This window comes from Planomicrobium sp. YIM 101495 (assembly GCF_009707665.1).
In the GTDB taxonomy this organism is placed as follows: Bacteria; Bacillota; Bacilli; order Bacillales_A; family Planococcaceae; genus Planococcus.
Window position 1 is genome coordinate 204576 of the sequence record NZ_WLZW01000002.1, and the last position, 16222, is coordinate 220797.

Consider the following 16222-nt stretch of genomic DNA (forward strand, 5'->3'; position numbering starts at 1 on the left):
ACCTTTCCCGAGCTGCTCCGTATACTGGAATAAGAAGTTTCCGGGAGGTTAGACCATGCAAAATCAAGGATTGAAAATTCTCGTCCACGCCAGTGCTTTTTTCGCACCGTTCTTAGTTCCATTCATCGTCTTTCTCATTTCTGAAGACCAGTCGGTGAAGAAGACGGCGGTCCAAGCGGTGCTGTTCCAGTTGGTGATGACTGTGTTGATCATTGGTGCAGCCATTCTATCAGTCTTACTGATCGGTTTGCCGATCCTGCTGGTCCTGTTCGTCGCACTTTGGATCGTGCCGATCATCGGCATCGTCCGAGCGGTGATGGGGGAAGAGTTCAATTACCCGATTGTGGGCATGTGGTACCGATAAGATGGGAATTGAAAAAGCCACGAGACGTCAACAACGTCTCGTGGCTTTTGTTATTCACAAATATAAGCGAGTGCTTTGATCGCTTGGTCGCACGTTTCGACCGTTGCGTTCGCTTTGCTGGAAAGCTCCTTCAACGGGTGGTGCAGCTTTTCTGGGCGGATGATGATGAGCGGCTTGCCTGCTGTGAGCGCGGCGCTTGCATCCGTCGCGGTATTCCACTGCTTATACTGCTCACCGAACAACGCGATGACAAGGTCTGCTTTGTTCATGAGGATGGTGGTGCGCAAATTGTTGAAGCTGGATGCGGCATCATCCTTGAAAATGGCGTTCGGCTGTTCCCCGAGGATTTCTTCCCCGATATTGTCCGAACGGTCATGGTCTTCCATTGGTCCGACGAAGTTGATCGGCAATGTGAGTGCTTCTGCTTTCATTTTCAGTTCCTGCCGCCACGAACTGTGAATTTCTCCTGCAAGGTAGACGGTTAAGTTCATCTTGATCCCTCCAAAATTCATTTCTCACAGTGTAACATATTGCCACAGGGAATTGGCGCAATCAGATGACGAGGCGCGAGCGTTCGGCAACCGGCATGACAGAAAGCACATTGTCCACTTTGAACGAGCGCTTCCCGTGCCGGAGGAAGCAGTATGCCTGGAAGGACTCGCCGCTCATCTTCAGCAGGCGGATCCGTCGTTTGCTGATGTTGCCGTCGTGTGCGATGTAAACCATGTCGAGTAATTGGTGGCGCTGAAGCGCTTTGAGCAATTGTGCTTTCATCTGTTTTACCTCCTAAGAGAACATTTGTTCTTATTTTACTCCAAAGAAAAGAAACATACAATCGTTTTGCATCGTGTATAATGGAACGAACATATATTCTTTTATCAGAAGAAAGGAAGGACGCAGATGAAATTTTTCCATACGGCTGATTGGCATTTAGGGAAGCTTGTACAAGGAGTACATATGACAGAGGACCAGCGTTACGTGCTCATGCAATTGGTGGAGGCGATCGAGCAGGAACGACCGGATGCACTGGTGATTGCAGGTGATTTGTATGACCGTGCAGTACCGCCGACCGATGCGGTCAATTTGCTGGATGACCTGCTGTCGAAGGTGGTCCTGGAATTGAAGACACCGGTCTTGATGGTAGCAGGAAACCACGACAGTCCGTCGCGGTTGAATTTCGGCAGCCGGTTGATGCGGGACGCGGGAATTCATGTAGCAGGGACAGTCGGAGTGGACGACGGACCGGTCGTTTTACACGATGCTTACGGAGAAGTGCATTTTCATCTGTTGCCATATGCAGATCCGTCCGTCGTCCGGCACGCATACGAAGATGAAACGATTACTTCGCACGACAAAGCGATGAAGAAAGTGACCGGCAGGATCCGGGAAGCGATGGACCCGTCCGCTCGCCACGTTTTCGTCGGGCATGCATTCGTTACGCCAGGAGCAACGGCGGAAGAGAACACGAGTGATTCGGAGCGGCCGCTGTCGATCGGCGGCGCAGAATATGTCGATGCGGCACATTTTGAAAGGTTCGACTACGCAGCACTCGGGCATTTACATAAAGCGCATTTCGTCAGGAACGAATCGATTCGCTACGCAGGCTCGCCATTGAAGTATTCGATCTCAGAGGAACGGCATCAAAAAGGCTATTACGTTGTCGATATCGACGGTGAGGGAGGAGTGACGACGGAAAAACGCGTCTTCAAAGTGAGGCGCGATATGCGGACGGTCGAAGGGCTGATGGCGGATATTTTGACGCATGAGCCGAACGACGATTACGTCTTCGTCAAACTGCTCGATGAAACGCCAGTGCTGTATCCGATGGAAAAAGTGCGGTCGGTTTATCCGAATGCGCTGCACGTTGAACGGAAGCACTTTGTACAGGACATCGCAGTCAGTGAAGCGCGCAACCGCGACAAGATGGAACCGATGGCGCTGTTCTCGGCCTTTTACGAAGAAGTGAAAGGAGAGATGGCGTCCGCTGAAACGACTGTGCTGATGGAGCGAGTCATGCAGGAGCTGCTCGATGAAGACGGGGAACAGGAGAAGGTGAAAGCATGAAGCCATTGAAACTGAAGATGACGGCATTCGGACCATACAAAGACACGGAAACAATCGATTTTGCAGAGCTGGCCGGCAATCAGCTCTTTGTGATTTCGGGAAGCACCGGTTCTGGGAAAACAACGATTTTCGATGCAATCTGTTATGCGCTGTACGGTGCGGCAAGTGGTTCTGACCGGAATGATCCGCGCATCCTGCGCAGTGACTTCGCGGACGAAGCGGCGCATACGGCGGTTGAACTGATGTTCGAAGTGAAAGAAGTGGTGTACAAAGTTTACCGGCAAATGGGGCACATTAAAGGGAACAATAAAACTGCGACCGGTGACCGTTGTGAAATTTTTGCGATTGATAGAGGGCAAGAGAAGCCTTGCGTGGATCGCCAAATCGTTTCTGAAGTGAACCGGAAAGTCGAGGATGTGCTTGGCCTGACACGCAGCCAGTTTTGTCAGATTGTCATGCTGCCGCAAGGGGAATTCCGTAAACTCCTGACGTCTGAAACCGATAATAAAGAAGAAATCCTGCGCAAGATCTTCAAGACGGAGCCGTATAAAATGGCTGTCGACCGGCTGAAGAGAAAGCGTGATGTCGTAAAAGGCGTTCACGACCAGCAAGCACACGTTCTGCACGGACAGATGAAGAGCATCGCCGAGCGGCTGCCGGAAAGAATTCCAGGTGCTTGGGCGATTTTTGAGACAGACATGCCGAACGTCCACCAGACGTTGAAGCTGCTCGAAGTGGAAACAGAGCATTACAAAGAGCAAGTAGAACTCGCTGAGGAAAGTTACGGTAAGGCGTTCAAGCGGCACGACGAACAACTGAAGGTTTATCATGATGCGCGTACATGGAACGAACGTCTCGCGGAGCTCGCTGACAAGGAGCGGCTATTGTCGGAGTGGAAGCAGCAAGAAGCTGTCTACGAAGGAAAAGAACAAGAACTCGCACAGGCAGAACGCGCTTCGATGATCGTTCACGTCGAGCGGCTGTATGAAGCTTTACGGAGCGAGCAGGAAGAAAAATGGCTTGCCCTGCAGCAGGCAATCGCTGGAAAAGCGGATGCGGCCGAACAATTGAAACGGACAGAAGAACAGTATGTGCTGGAGCAAGAGAAGGAAGAGGAACGCGAAGAAGCGGCGCGACGACTATCTGCACTGGAACAAATTGTGCCACTCGTTGAAGGTGTAACGGCCGGGAAGCGGGAACTTCAAGTGCTGCAGCGAGAAGTGGAAAGTGCCCATCAAGCAAAAGAACGAGCTGAGCATTTCCATGAAGAAAAGAAAAACGAAGCGAATGCACTGGCAGAAGCGATCCGTAAACTGGAGGTCGAGACAGAATCATTCGATGCGCTACGAGAAGAGCTGGCAGATTTCGAAAGGAAACTACAGCTGCTCAGAGGATATGTGATGAATGAACGACGCTGGCTGGAGCAGGAAGAGACGCTCGTAACGCAGCGGAAGTCAGTCGAGCAGGTGGATCAGCGGGTGAAGGAACAGGAGCATGCGTGGATGTCGAACCAGGCCCAGCTGCTCGCACGCCAGCTTGTCGACGGCTCTGCCTGTCCGGTGTGTGGCAGCTTGGACCACCCGGGAGCAGCAGTACATGCGGCGACAGAAGACGTATCCGTAGAACAACTCGACGCGGCAAAAGAGCAGCTACGCCAGCTCATCAACTCTTTGCAGCAAGCAGAAGGCCGTCAAAGCTCATTGAAGGAACAACTGATGGAACAAGCGGAAGGGCTTGCCGCAGTTGGGCTTGAAGCTTCGCGTGCTTTGGAAATCGGAAAAGAACTTGCGGCTAAAAAGACGGAGCGGACAACCCGCTTCGAGCAGTTGCAGCACATGCAAACAGAGCTGAAGCAAAAGCGCAGCCAACTCGATCCCATCAGTCAGGAAGTAGAAGCGGCAAGGGTCGGCCAGCTTTCCAAATTGAACTTCTGGAACGAGCGAAAATCCGCTGCTGATTCGGCTGAGGCCGTGTTGAATGAAAAACTGGCACGCATCCCGGAAGAACTCCGCGGTGCAGGAATGTTGGAGCAAGCGATTAAGCAAGCGGCGGCGATGAAAGAAACACTGCAAAGGAACTGGCTGGCAGCACAGCAAACGTTCCAAACGGCAAAAGACCGCGCAGCTTCAATGGAAGCGGCGGAACGCTACGCCAAGCAAACGGCTGAAGAAGTCGCGAAGAAATGTCAGGAAGCGGAGCGCAGTTTCCGAACAGCGCTAGAGAAATCGGAGTTCCCGGACAGCAGGAGCTACGAAGGGGCGAAGAAAACAGACGGCGAAATCGCTGAACTGAAGCAGGCCATCACGAACTTCCGTCGTCAGCTGAGCGTCCTCGAGCAGCAGACGCAGGAGCTTAAAACTGGACTGCAGGACAAGTCTCCAGTGGACCTTGTGGAAATGGAGCAGCAGCTCACCGTCTTGAAAGAAGCGTATGAGCGCATGCTCGACCGCTGGAATGAGCTGAAGGGCTTCCTCCAGACAGCAGGGGAACTATCAGCCTCCATCGCCGCAGGGGCAGAACAGACGATTCAAACTGAGCAAGAGCTAAGCACGATCGATGACTTGTACGACATGGTGCGGGGGCAAAACGTCTCGAAGCTGTCCTTCGAACGATTCCTCCAAATCGAATACTTGGAGCAAATCATCCAAGCCGCCAATGAACGGCTTCGGCATTTATCCGGCGGCCAGTTTTATTTGCTGCGCAGCGACAGACAGGAAGCGCGCGGCAAGCAAAGCGGGCTCGGCCTCGATGTGTACGACGCTTATACGGGGCAAAACCGTGACGTCAAGACGTTGTCCGGCGGGGAGAAGTTCAACGCATCCCTTTGTCTCGCGCTCGGCATGGCCGATGTGATCCAAAGCTTCCAAGGCAACATTTCAATCGAAACGATGTTCATCGACGAAGGATTCGGCTCGCTCGATGAGGAATCGCTGAACAAGTCAATCGAAACATTGATCGATCTGCAGCGGGCAGGCCGGATGATCGGGGTCATTTCCCACGTGCAGGAATTGAAAGCGGTGATTCCCGCCGTTTTGGAAGTGAAAAAAACAAAAGATGGGTTCAGCCAGACGCGTTTCCATATTCAGTAAAGGTCAGTGTTTAACGTAGGTCTTGGGAGTGAATGATAACAGTAAAGGAAAGAAAGGAGCTACGTATGGATACGACTCTGTTTTTCTTCTTTACTGGGGCATACATTTTCTTGTTCGTTTGGGCACTGGTCTGGCAGAAGAGTTGGAATTACATGTCTTTTCTTTATTTTGTCCTACTCGGCCTCATTTACGATAATGGCATCATCGCGCTCGGCAAATGGGTCGGCTCCGGTGCGCTGTTGGAAAACTTGAGCCTTTGGCGTTTTTGGACGCATGCATTCTTCACGCCGCTCCTCGCGCTATTTGCTTGGGGAGCGATGGCGCATGCAGGCGTTGAATGGGCCAGGAAAAAAATAGTTTTCTACGGTGCATTGCTTTTCACTACAGTGCTCATTGCGCTGGAATTGACCCTGGAAACGGTGGGGCTAGAAATCGAGGCGGTCCGTGAATACGGCGTCTTGCGCTACGCTTCTGCGGAAGAAGGCAGCGGGCCACCGATCATGGTGCTGCTCGTCCTTATCCCATTATTCATCGCCGGCGTGACCCTTTGGAAGCGGATCGGTTGGAAATGGATGCTCATCGGGACGATCATCATGACGATCGGCAGTGCTATTCCAATCCCGATCGACAGTTCAGCAGCAACGAACGCCTTCGAATTGATTTTACTGACGTCGCTTGTCTTGACGAAGATGCATGTCGAGCGACGGGAACACAGCAGCACACTTAAAACTTAATGCAGGAAGGAAGTGCAGGGCTGCCGTCCGCAGTTAGCGGACGAGCAGCCTGTCGAGGATGAGAAAATTCAGTTTCGGGACGCGTATGATTTACTTCAGCTTGATTACAGCCATCAGTCTGACGTTCTTCGTGCTACAGTTGTACATCGCAATGGAAAGAGAAGGCGGCGGTGCGATTTTCTTGTCGGTCCTATGGGGCATCATGACCTTATTCGGAGTCGGCGGGATCATCTTTACACTACTGACGCGGAACCGCACGAAGAAGTAGACAGAAAAGCGCTAATTGAAAGGGAAATTTGGAAAAGCGGAATAAGCGGGGCTATATGCTAAAGTAGTTATATCAGTCAATACGGGAGTGGAACGATATGACGAAAAAATTAACTTCGCAGGAGCTGATCGATCTGATCGACGATGGTGCGGATATTATCCTGCCGATCGCGAACGGAGAACCGATCCGACTTTTGGATATGCTTGAAGAAAACGCTGCGCAATTGCGCAACGTGAAAATACACCAGCTGCTCGCGCTTCGTTCGCGTGCCTACATTCAGGGGGAGATTGAACAGCTTAAGCATGTTTCTTACTTCCTGAGCGGAGCGACACGGAAAGTGTACCAGCAGGCAAAGATCGATTTGATTCCGAACAACTTCCATGAAGTGCCGCGCATGCTGAAGAAGACGACGAAAATGTCGATGATCATGACCGTCGCTTCGCCGATGGATGAGCATGGCTATTTTACATTCGGGACACAGGCCGACTACATTTCGGAATTTGTCGGGGAAGTGCCTTTCGTGCTGGAAGTCAATGAACACATGCCGCGCACGTTCGGCCAAAACCAGATCCACATTAGCCAGGTCGCCGGCTTTGTCGAGCACCACACACCGCTGACGGAAGAGAAGGCCGGTCCTGTCGGTGACAAAGATTTGTTGATCGCGTCAACGATCATCCAGGACATCAAGAACGGGGATACATTGCAGATCGGAATCGGCTCCGTGCCGAACGCCGTGATCTCGATGCTGAAAGATCACCGCAACCTCGGGATCCATACGGAGATGCTGCCGGACGGTGTCGTAGATCTTGTGGAAGCAGGCGCAGTGGACGGCACACGCAAGTTCACGAACCGCGGCAAAATGATTACGACATTCGCACTCGGTTCCAAAAAACTCTACGATTTCATCGACAACAACCCAGCGGTTGAATTCTTGCCGGTGAGCATCGTCAACGATCCGCGTGAAATCGCGAAAGAGAAGAACATCGTCTCCGTCAATGCGACGACGGAAGTCGATCTGTTCGGTCAATGTGCTTCCGAGACAATCGGCGGCAAGTATTATTCTTCAAGCGGCGGACAAGTCGACTTCGCGCGTGGCGTCCGTTTCGCTGAAAATGGCAAAGGCTATATTTGCCTGCAATCGACAGCGAAAAATGACACGATGTCGCGTATCAAGCTGCATTTGACGCCGGGATCTGTCGTCACGACAGGGAAGAACGACGTGGACAACATCGTGACGGAATACGGTGTGGCGCGTCTTCACGGCGTGTCCCTTGCAGAACGGGCGAAGCGTCTCATTGCAGTCGCGCATCCGAATTTCCGTGATGAACTGACATTCGACGCGAAAAAACATGGCCTGATCATTTGAATCAGGTCGAAACATAAGCAACAGGCAGTGGAAAAGCATTCTTTTTCACTACCTGTTTTTTCATTTGTGAGTATGTTTTACAAATAAACGATTTCAGGATATACTTACTTAAGTAAACAATTGAGGGGGAGACGGATGAAACGTCTTTTATTTCACGAAATTCACCAGACGTCACGGCTGTCGATCCACCAGACGAACGAAGAATTGAAGGAATTTGGCCTATTCAGTACGCAGTGGTCGGTTCTTTTTTGTTTGCAGCAATTTGGTGAGATGACACAAAAAGAGATTTGGGCTTATTTGAATGTGGAAGCGCCGACGGTCACGCGGACGCTTGCACGCCTGGAAGAAACAGGCTGGGTCATCCGCAAGGAAGGGAAAGACAAGCGCGAACGAATCGTTGCGTTGTCTGGGAAAGCACGCGAGACAGTCCCGCAAATTGAGCAACGCATTGAACAACTCGAGCGCAAGTTGCTGTCGGAGCTGTCAGATGCTGAACAAGAGCAATTGATTGGTCTGCTGCAGAAAATCGGCGGTCGGAACAAAGAGGAAGAAGGAGAAATATGACAGAACGACAACCAATTTGGACAAGAAGCTTCATCAATATATCCATCAGTACGTTTTTTATTTTTGTCGTATTTTATGCACTACTGACGTACGTCCCGTTATACGTACTCAATGACATGGGCGGTACCGCTGCACAGGGCGGACTTGCGACCACGGTCTTCCTCGTATCGGCAATCATCATGCGCTTTTTTTCCGGGATGATCCTGGAGAAATTCGGCAAGAAGAAGATACTCGTAGTGGCGGCATTCTTCTTTACAGTCGCCACTGTTTTGTATCCATTTGTGACAGAGTTCGGCATGCTTTTGGCGCTGCGTTTTTTCCACGGCGTCTGGTTCAGTCTCCTGACCACTGTAGCAGGTGCAATCGTAGCGGATATCGTGCCACCTGAGCGGCGCGGTGAAGGACTCGGCTATTATGGAATCGCAATGAATCTGGCGGTGGTTGCTGGACCGTTCCTGGCACTGACTTTGCAGCCGCTCGTAACTGCACGCGCCATTTTCCTTATTTTCAGTGCCATCATGGTCGTCGGATTTTTCTGCGCGGTTGCGACGCAACTTATTGAGCAGCCGGCTGCACCAAAACAGAGGAGAAAACTGGGCATCGACGACTTCCTGGAAAAACGTTCATTGCCAATCGCAAGTGTCGGTTTTCTCATTTCATTCGCCTATGCTAGCATCATCACGTTCATTTCTGTTTATGCGGAGTCGCTCGGGCTGATTCAGGCAGCAAGCTTTTTCTTTGTCGTGTATGCTGTGGCGATGCTTCTCGTCCGTCCATTCAGCGGACGTATTTTTGATATACACGGCCCGAGTGTCGTCATCGTTCCATCGATTGTTCTTTTCGGGCTGGGCCTCATTTCCTTGAGCTTCGCAGAAACGGCATGGATGCTGCTCGTCTCGGGTGCGCTTGTCGGACTCGGTTATGGAACATTGCTTCCTTGCTTCCAGACGTTGGCGATCCAAGCTGCCGACAGCCACAGGAGCGGTTACGCAACCGGGACATTCTTCGCTTTGTATGACGGCGGGATTGCTGTCGGATCCATCGCACTCGGCGTGTTTGCCGGCATGATGAGCTACTCGAATCTATATTTGCTGCTCGGCGTCTTCATTTTGATGACGGTCTTTTACTACGTCTGGATCATCAAGAAGAAACACGAAGCGGCACCTCTTTAAGGAGAAGCTCGAGCTGAAAGAATAAAAACAGGCAGTCGCAAAATGCGGCTGCCTGTTTTTGTGGAGTCAGACGACTTCGAGTGTCACAGAACCGATGCCTTCGAATGTGCCTTCATATGTCCCTTTCTCGAGCGTCTTCGGCAAGATGAAGGTCCCGGAAGAAACCGCCATGCCCGCCTCGAGCGCAAGTCCATGTCCGTGCAGCTCGTTGACGAGCCACTGCAATGAATTCAATGGATGGCCGAGTACTTCAGTCGATGAGCCGGCAGCGATTTCTTCGCCGTTATGCAACAGGCGTCCTTGGATGCCGTCGAGCTGGGCGTAGCTTACATCGGTGACAGGCTTGCCGCAGACGATTTTTCCGGCTACTGCACTATCCGCGATGACCTGTCCGAGTGAGAGCTTCGGGAACCAGTCGGTGAAGCGGGAGTCGGGTACTTCAAGTCCCGGCGCAACCGTCGTTTTCTGGAGCAGTTCCTCCGGGCTATCTGCCGGGGAAAGCTGCTCGTTGACGTGGAAGACCAGCTCGAGTTCAATCAGCGGTGACTGCAGATCGGATAGGCGGAGTTCGCTGTCGAGAATGGCTGAATCAGTCAGCGCTCCGTATAGTGGGGAGTCGGATGCGAACAGCTCTTGCGTCTCCGGGCTCGTCAAACTGATTTTGTATCCTTTTAACGGGTCGTTCCCGCGCTCTTCCTTTAATTTCGTCAGCTCATGCTGGATTGCGTAAGCAGTCTGCTTTTCCAATAACGCAGGGACGCGGTCCTTTTCGAGCCCTTCACGCTTCTCATATGCTTCGTATAAAGTATCGGCAAGACGACGCTCATTCAAATCGAATTGTTCCATTATTCTACCCCTTTCCCTTTTTCCTTATCATATCATTTCTAGCTTGCCGGTGGATAAACTCCTGAAAGTTCGTTAAAATTAAGGGAGAGATGGAAATAAAGGAGATAAAAAACATATGATCGAGATCGATAATAAACTTTATGACTTTATCATCGCGAATAAGTGCAGCTTGATGAACGAGTGGCTGGATGCACTCGGTGATAAGAGCGCACTGTTTTATGCATCACGCAAGATGGAGCAGGCAGAAGACTTGTGGAGAGAGGAAGACGACGCATTCATCGCTATCATTTCGCGCGTGTTGATCAAAGAGCACGGAGAATATTTCGAAGAGCTTGAGCGCTGGGTATCTACGACTGCATCTGCAGGGGCGAGAAACTCTGTCCCGTTGCATCTGCTCGTCTCCCAGCTTGGGATGTTCCGCCGCATTTACTGGAGCTATGTGAAGAAATTCTTCGAGGAAGAGCCGTCTGCAACAAGCAGAGACGCACTCGAGTGGAGCGAGTCGATCAACGATTCCTTCGACTACATCATCGGAAAATTCACGGTCGAACACCATAAGGCGCACGAGAAAATGCTGAAGAACCAACAGTTGATGATCAATGAACTGAGCAGCCCGGTTATTCCGATCAAGCAAGGCATCGCGATCCTGCCGCTTGTCGGTGACATCGATACACACCGCGCAAAAGTGATACTAGAGACGGCACTTGAAGAAAGTGCGAAACAAAAATTACATATGCTGTTCATCGACCTGTCTGCCGTTGCGATCATCGACACGATGGTGGCCCAGCAGATTTTCCAGCTGATGACTTCGTTGCGCCTCATCGGTGTGCGCTCGGTCCTGTCCGGTATCCGCCCGGAAATCGCACAAACTGCGATTTCACTCGGTCTGGATTTCCAAGGAATCGAAGTACACGCGAATCTGATGCGCGCGTTGGAAGTGCACGCATAAGAAAACCGTCCGCAAAAGTCTGTTATAAGACTTTTAACGGACGGTTTTTGTGTTTCGACAAACTTCATAGCACATAAAAATAAACAGAAAGAAAATGACACAAGCTGCCGGCCAGGATGAACAAGTGGAACACCTCATGAAAGCCGAGCCGCAGCACTTTTTGCATGAACGGTGGTTTCAGTCCGTAGATGATGCCGCCGATTGTGTAAAGCAAGCCGCCGCCGATGAGCAGCGATAGACCGGCCATCGATAACTGGTCCGCGAGCGGCACGACTGCGAAGACGATGATCCATCCCATCGAAATGTAGATGGCGGTCGACAGCCAGCGCGGTGAGTGGAACCAGATCATTTTGAAGAAAATACCACTCAGTCCAAGGAAGGCGACAAGAGCGAACAGCGTCCAGCCGAGCGGTCCCTCAAGCGCGATCAAGCAAAATGGCGCATAGGAACCGGCAATCAACGTGAAAATCATCGAATGATCGAGCTTACGCAGGAAGGCGATCGTTTCCGGGCGTGCGATGACCGCATGATAGACGGTCGAAGCCGTATACAGTGCGATCAAGGCCAGGCCAAACAGGATGACGGCTGTTAGATGGAGCGGCGGTGACTGGTCACTCGCGGCTTTGATGGTCATGGCGAGCAGTGCGGCGAGTGAAAGGACGGCGCCTGCCAAGTGTGAAAGGGCATTGAATGGTTCACGAATAACGGAATACATCTGAAAACCTGCTTTCTTATGTAGTTTCAATAACTATTTAAAATGATATACGTATTTCTTTGTGTCGTCAACTTTGAAGGGATGGCGTTTTTGATGTACACTATGTTCAACTGAACGAAATGGGAGGAACATCCATGGAGCAGAAAGAACACGAGTTTGGAGGCATGGAATTCGGCCGCCAGCTTCACCGGGAAGACATTCCGAAAATCGATTTGTACATCGACCAGGTGCTGCAATTATTCGATGAAGAATTTGCACCGGCCAAGCGAAGCGCGGAAGATAAAATTCTGACGAAGACGATGGTCAATAATTATGCGAAAGGAAAACTGTTTTATCCGGTATCTGGTAAAAAGTATTCCCCTTCGCATATCATGTTAATCGCCTTGATTTATCAGATGAAAAGCGCATTGTCGATCAATGACATTAAGAAAGTCCTGAGTGGAATCAACCATAAGGCTGCCGGGGGAGAATTGGATGTGGCTGATTTTTACGACCAATACACCCGACTGGCTGATGCGAACAATGAAATGTTCAAGGACATATTCGCGAAGCAGGAAGCAGCAGCGGCAGCGGCGGAGTTGGACGCGGAAGAACGGAAAGTGCTGCTCATCGCCTCGCTTACGCAGATGAGTCAGCTGTACAAACGGACGGCGGAAAAACTGGTGGACGAATTGACCGGAACGGAGGAAGGCTGATGGTGAAATTGCTGGTGGATGCAGACGGCTGCCCAGTCGTCAATGAAGCGATCGCCAAAGCGCAGAAATACAATGTGCCGGTCCTCTTGCTTTGTGACACGTCGCACGAGATGCAGCGCGAAGGAGCGGAGACGATTGTCGTTTCCAAAGGCGCGGACTCAGCCGACTTCGCACTCGTCAACCGTGTCGGAAAAGGAGATATCGTCGTCACGCAGGATTACGGACTTGCAGCGATGGTGCTTGCCAAACGCGGTGTGCCGATCGATCAGAACGGCCGGGTCTACACGGATGACAACATCGGGTCATTGCTTGGCAGCCGGCATGTTGCGAAGAAAATCCGGCAAGGCGGGGGACGTCTGAAAGGGCCGAAAAAACGGCGGCCGGAGCAGAACGAGCGATTTGAGGAAAGTCTGGAAGGATTGTTGAAGAAACTTTGAAGGAATAAGCAAGCACTAAGGACCTTTCGCGCGGGAAAAGGTCTTTTTTTCGTGTCTAAACGTTTAGTAAGGAGGGAATACCCAGAGTAAAGATTGTTGAAAAAGGAGAGGTGTTCATGCAGAAAATCCTGGTTGCCGTGACGAATCATCCGTCGCTTGGCAAAAAGAACAAACGGACGGGCTTGTGGCTGAGCGAGTTGACGGATTTCTACGACGAGATGAAGGAGCGTTACGAGATGACGATCATCTCTACAAAGAACGAACGGGTGCCGATCGATCCGAAAAGCCTGCCGTCCGTCGCTTTGAGAAAGAAGACGCGTGACTACTACACAGATGATGAATTCATGAATCAATTGAAAAATCCGCTGACGATGGATGATATCGATCCTGCAGAATACGATGCGGTTTATTTTGCCGGCGGACACGGGGCGATGAATGATTTTCCTTATGATGAAAAGATTCAGCAAGCAATCCGCACCATTTATGAAAACGGCGGCATCGTCTCTGCTGTTTGCCACGGACCGGCAGCACTTTTGAATGTGAAGTTATCGACTGGCGGATATTTGTTGGCGGGGCACCGGGTCAGTGGCTTTACCGACCGGGAAGAGAAAGTGATGGGGCAATATGGACACCTTCCGTACTCACTCGAGCAGGCAATGGTGAGCCGCGGAGCGATTTTCACAAAAGCCAAATTGCCGATGGGCGTCTGTACGGTTCAGTCGGGCAGGCTCGTTACCGGACAGAACCCAGCCTCTGTCAAAGCGGTCGCGCTTAAAGTGGCAGAAATCATGGAGCGGACGGCAAAGAATGTTTGAACGATTTTTCAAGGGGTATTTTCAGAGAAAGACGAAATTCGAAATTCAGAGAGGATGATTTACATGGCAAAGCAAACAGTTGTTGGTTACTATGATAACGAAAATGAAGCGATCGATGCGATTGAACGGTTGAAGAACGATGGGTACCGTTCAGAGAATATTTCCGTCATGAGTAAAGATCCGGGTGAAACGGAGACAGTCACGGAAGAAACTGGAACACATGCGGGTGAAGGAGCGGCAACCGGTGCGCTCACGGGTGGTGCGCTTGGTGGACTCGGCGGCGTGCTTGCAGGGATCGGCGCTTTAGCGATTCCTGGTATCGGGCCGATTGTAGCAGCCGGACCGATTGTAGCAGGGCTAACCGGAGCGGCAGCAGGAGCAGGAGTCGGTGGCCTTGCCGGAGCTTTGATCGGCCTTGGGATTCCGGAAGAAGAGGCGCGTGAGTACGAAACGCATTTTAATGCAGGTAAAATTCTTGTTCTGCTGGAGGAAACGGGCGACCGTTCATCTTACCGTGACAGCAACGAACGGATGACTGACGAGCCGCTCGGCAGCAGAGTCGACCGAAACCGCCCATAACCGGAGATTCTCAGAATTGGAGTTAGAAAAACACCTGAACGGGGTATACATCTCCTATAAGGAATAGGAATAGATGATGGAGGGATTCGGATGAAAAGTTCAACGATGAATACAGTAATCGGCAGTGCATTGGCTGCAGCAGCAGGGATCTTCGTTTTTAAGGCGTACCAAGATAAGAAAAATCCGTCCGTCAAGGAAGACAGCGATATGCGGAACAGTGAAGAAGTAGATCACCGTGAGAGCGTGGATGCGGATGTGGATCCAGCTGAAAAAGGTTTGACTCAGCTTGATTCTGCTTACCGCGATGAGTGGCAGGCAAATGGCTTCCCCCAAACACATAAAGAAATGAAAGAGTTGGAAGAGCAATAAAAAGTAAGATTGGCGAAAGCGACGGACTGCCGTGCTTTCGCTTTTTTTGCTGGATAAAGAGGAAGTAAGGGAAGGGAGAGGCGCATGTGGATTAAAAAGCCGTTTTTTGAATATGCATTCGGCATTTTGCTTGTCGCGATCATTCTTTATTTTGTCAGCAAGTTGAACTTCCTTCTGTTCCCTCTTCAAGTCATCATCACAACGATTTTTGCGCCAGTCCTGCTGGCGGGGCTCTTGTATTACATCTTGCGGCCGCCACTTCGCCTGTTGACGAGGAGGATTCCACGGCCAGCAGGGATACTCGTTTTGTTCTCAGCCATCCTCATCCTCGTAACATTGACCATTTATTACTTCGGTCCGACTGTGAAGAATCAAGCGGAGAGTCTTGTCGAGCTGGCTCCTCAAACACTTGAAACGACCGTTTCAGCTTCAGAACGTTTTTTAATGGACTTTGAGTTGGCCGGTATGACTGGGATGGAAATGCAGGAAGCGATTGTTGGTTATGCGGAGTCGGTATCAGAAGAACTGATGGGCAATATCATTGGGTTTTTCGGCTTTCTCCTGAATTTGGCGGTAGTTCTCATCGTCGTTCCATTCATTCTTTTCTTCCTGCTGAAAGATGATGACAAATTCATCCCGGCGACAATTAAATACTTACCGGAAGACCGGCGGCCGGAAGGAGAGAAATTGATGAGGGACGTCGACAAGACGTTGTCCGATTACATTGTCGGACAAGTGACAGTCGCACTGATCGTCGGGGTCCTGATGTATATCGGCTATTTAATCATCGACATCGATTATGCACTGGCGCTCGCGATTTTTGCCATGTTCCTGATCATTGTGCCGTTTCTCGGCCCACTCATCGGCATCATGCCGGCGCTTGCGGTTTCCTTGATGAACGGAGATTGGTTCATGGCATTGAAGGTCGTGATTGTCCTGCTTGTTGTCCAGCAGCTGGAAGGGAACCTCATTACACCGAATATTATGGGCAGCCGTCTCAATATCCATCCGCTGACGATCATCCTCCTGTTGCTCGTCGCTGCGGCACTTTACGGATTTGTCGGAATTCTTGTAGCGATTCCGGCCTATGCAGTCCTGAAAACGTTGCTGCATAATTTCCGGTTGTTCATGAGGTTGCGGAAAAAGAGGGAAGTCGCTCATGCGATGGAGCAGGAAAAGTGAGAGAGAACAAGGGA

Annotated in this window: 19 protein-coding genes; 15 read left to right on the forward strand and 4 right to left on the reverse strand. The window is 51.0% G+C overall.

Annotated features, from left to right (window positions below):
• Positions 1 to 55 precede the first annotated feature (55 nt).
• Positions 56 to 364 carry a DUF4870 domain-containing protein gene (locus tag GIW82_RS10330; RefSeq protein ID WP_154749867.1) on the forward strand — a complete coding sequence of 103 codons (309 nt, stop codon included), beginning with the start codon at positions 56 to 58 and terminating at the stop codon, positions 362 to 364.
• A gap of 50 nt (positions 365 to 414) precedes the next feature.
• Here the strand turns inward: GIW82_RS10330 and GIW82_RS10335 are convergent, their stop codons facing one another.
• Both GIW82_RS10335 and GIW82_RS10340 read right to left on the reverse strand, forming a co-directional pair.
• A complete protein-coding gene (locus tag GIW82_RS10335; protein WP_154749868.1) occupies positions 415 to 855 on the reverse strand; it encodes a YtoQ family protein in 441 nt (146 codons plus the stop codon).
• A gap of 61 nt (positions 856 to 916) precedes the next feature.
• Positions 917 to 1138 (reverse strand): transcriptional regulator, encoded by a 222-nt coding sequence (locus GIW82_RS10340; protein ID WP_154749869.1) that lies wholly within the window; start codon positions 1136 to 1138, stop codon positions 917 to 919.
• Positions 1139 to 1264: 126 nt separating this feature from the next.
• Here GIW82_RS10340 and GIW82_RS10345 point away from each other — a divergent pair, with 126 nt between their 5' ends.
• The 7 genes from GIW82_RS10345 to GIW82_RS10375 all read left to right on the forward strand — a co-directional run bounded on the left by GIW82_RS10345 (position 1265) and on the right by GIW82_RS10375 (position 9621).
• A complete protein-coding gene (locus GIW82_RS10345) occupies positions 1265 to 2428 on the forward strand; it encodes an exonuclease SbcCD subunit D (RefSeq protein WP_154749870.1) in 1164 nt (387 codons plus the stop codon).
• Positions 2425 to 5517 (forward strand): AAA family ATPase, encoded by a 3093-nt coding sequence (locus GIW82_RS10350; RefSeq protein ID WP_154749871.1) that lies wholly within the window; start codon positions 2425 to 2427, stop codon positions 5515 to 5517. The genes GIW82_RS10345 and GIW82_RS10350 overlap by 4 nt, the downstream gene beginning before the upstream one ends.
• Positions 5518 to 5582: 65 nt before the next feature.
• Positions 5583 to 6251 carry a hypothetical protein gene (locus GIW82_RS10355; protein WP_154749872.1) on the forward strand — a complete coding sequence of 223 codons (669 nt, stop codon included), beginning with the start codon at positions 5583 to 5585 and terminating at the stop codon, positions 6249 to 6251.
• Positions 6252 to 6309: 58 nt separating this feature from the next.
• Complete coding sequence (locus tag GIW82_RS10360) at positions 6310 to 6519, forward strand: hypothetical protein (RefSeq protein WP_154749873.1); 210 nt, start codon at positions 6310 to 6312, stop codon at positions 6517 to 6519.
• Positions 6520 to 6616: 97 nt separating this feature from the next.
• The gene (locus GIW82_RS10365; protein WP_154749874.1) at positions 6617 to 7885 is read left to right on the forward strand and encodes an acetyl-CoA hydrolase/transferase family protein; all 1269 of its coding nucleotides are present in this window, start codon (positions 6617 to 6619) and stop codon (positions 7883 to 7885) included.
• Between the two features lie 135 nt (positions 7886 to 8020).
• A complete protein-coding gene (locus GIW82_RS10370) occupies positions 8021 to 8449 on the forward strand; it encodes a MarR family winged helix-turn-helix transcriptional regulator (RefSeq protein WP_154749875.1) in 429 nt (142 codons plus the stop codon).
• Positions 8446 to 9621, forward strand: coding sequence for an MFS transporter (locus GIW82_RS10375; protein ID WP_154749876.1), 1176 nt, complete (start codon positions 8446 to 8448; stop codon positions 9619 to 9621). Before GIW82_RS10370 ends, GIW82_RS10375 begins: the two co-directional genes overlap by 4 nt.
• A gap of 66 nt (positions 9622 to 9687) precedes the next feature.
• On the opposite strand, the gene GIW82_RS10380 is transcribed toward GIW82_RS10375, so the two are convergent.
• Entirely contained in the window at positions 9688 to 10467 is a 780-nt protein-coding gene (locus GIW82_RS10380) for a 2-keto-4-pentenoate hydratase (RefSeq protein ID WP_154749877.1), read from the reverse strand.
• A 115-nt stretch (positions 10468 to 10582) separates the two neighbouring features.
• On the opposite strand from GIW82_RS10380, the gene GIW82_RS10385 reads away from it, so the two are divergent.
• A complete protein-coding gene (locus tag GIW82_RS10385; RefSeq protein ID WP_154749878.1) occupies positions 10583 to 11416 on the forward strand; it encodes an STAS domain-containing protein in 834 nt (277 codons plus the stop codon).
• Between the two features lie 64 nt (positions 11417 to 11480).
• Here GIW82_RS10385 and trhA read toward each other — a convergent pair whose 3' ends face one another.
• Complete coding sequence (gene trhA, locus GIW82_RS10390) at positions 11481 to 12131, reverse strand: PAQR family membrane homeostasis protein TrhA (RefSeq protein ID WP_154749879.1); 651 nt, start codon at positions 12129 to 12131, stop codon at positions 11481 to 11483.
• A 134-nt stretch (positions 12132 to 12265) separates the two neighbouring features.
• Here trhA and GIW82_RS10395 point away from each other — a divergent pair, with 134 nt between their 5' ends.
• The 6 genes from GIW82_RS10395 (at position 12266) to GIW82_RS10420 (ending at position 16208) form a co-directional block, all read left to right on the forward strand.
• The gene (locus GIW82_RS10395) at positions 12266 to 12826 is read left to right on the forward strand and encodes a DUF1836 domain-containing protein (RefSeq protein WP_195914026.1); all 561 of its coding nucleotides are present in this window, start codon (positions 12266 to 12268) and stop codon (positions 12824 to 12826) included.
• Positions 12826 to 13263, forward strand: coding sequence for a YaiI/YqxD family protein (locus GIW82_RS10400; RefSeq protein WP_154749880.1), 438 nt, complete (start codon positions 12826 to 12828; stop codon positions 13261 to 13263). Before GIW82_RS10395 ends, GIW82_RS10400 begins: the two co-directional genes overlap by 1 nt.
• Positions 13264 to 13379: 116 nt before the next feature.
• On the forward strand, positions 13380 to 14078 hold the full coding sequence (locus GIW82_RS10405) for a type 1 glutamine amidotransferase domain-containing protein (RefSeq protein WP_154749881.1): 699 nt from the start codon (positions 13380 to 13382) through the stop codon (positions 14076 to 14078).
• Between the two features lie 63 nt (positions 14079 to 14141).
• Complete coding sequence (locus tag GIW82_RS10410; RefSeq protein ID WP_154749882.1) at positions 14142 to 14657, forward strand: general stress protein; 516 nt, start codon at positions 14142 to 14144, stop codon at positions 14655 to 14657.
• A gap of 90 nt (positions 14658 to 14747) precedes the next feature.
• Complete coding sequence (locus GIW82_RS10415; RefSeq protein WP_154749883.1) at positions 14748 to 15026, forward strand: hypothetical protein; 279 nt, start codon at positions 14748 to 14750, stop codon at positions 15024 to 15026.
• Positions 15027 to 15110: 84 nt separating this feature from the next.
• Positions 15111 to 16208 (forward strand): AI-2E family transporter, encoded by a 1098-nt coding sequence (locus GIW82_RS10420; protein ID WP_154749884.1) that lies wholly within the window; start codon positions 15111 to 15113, stop codon positions 16206 to 16208.
• Positions 16209 to 16222 lie beyond the last annotated feature (14 nt).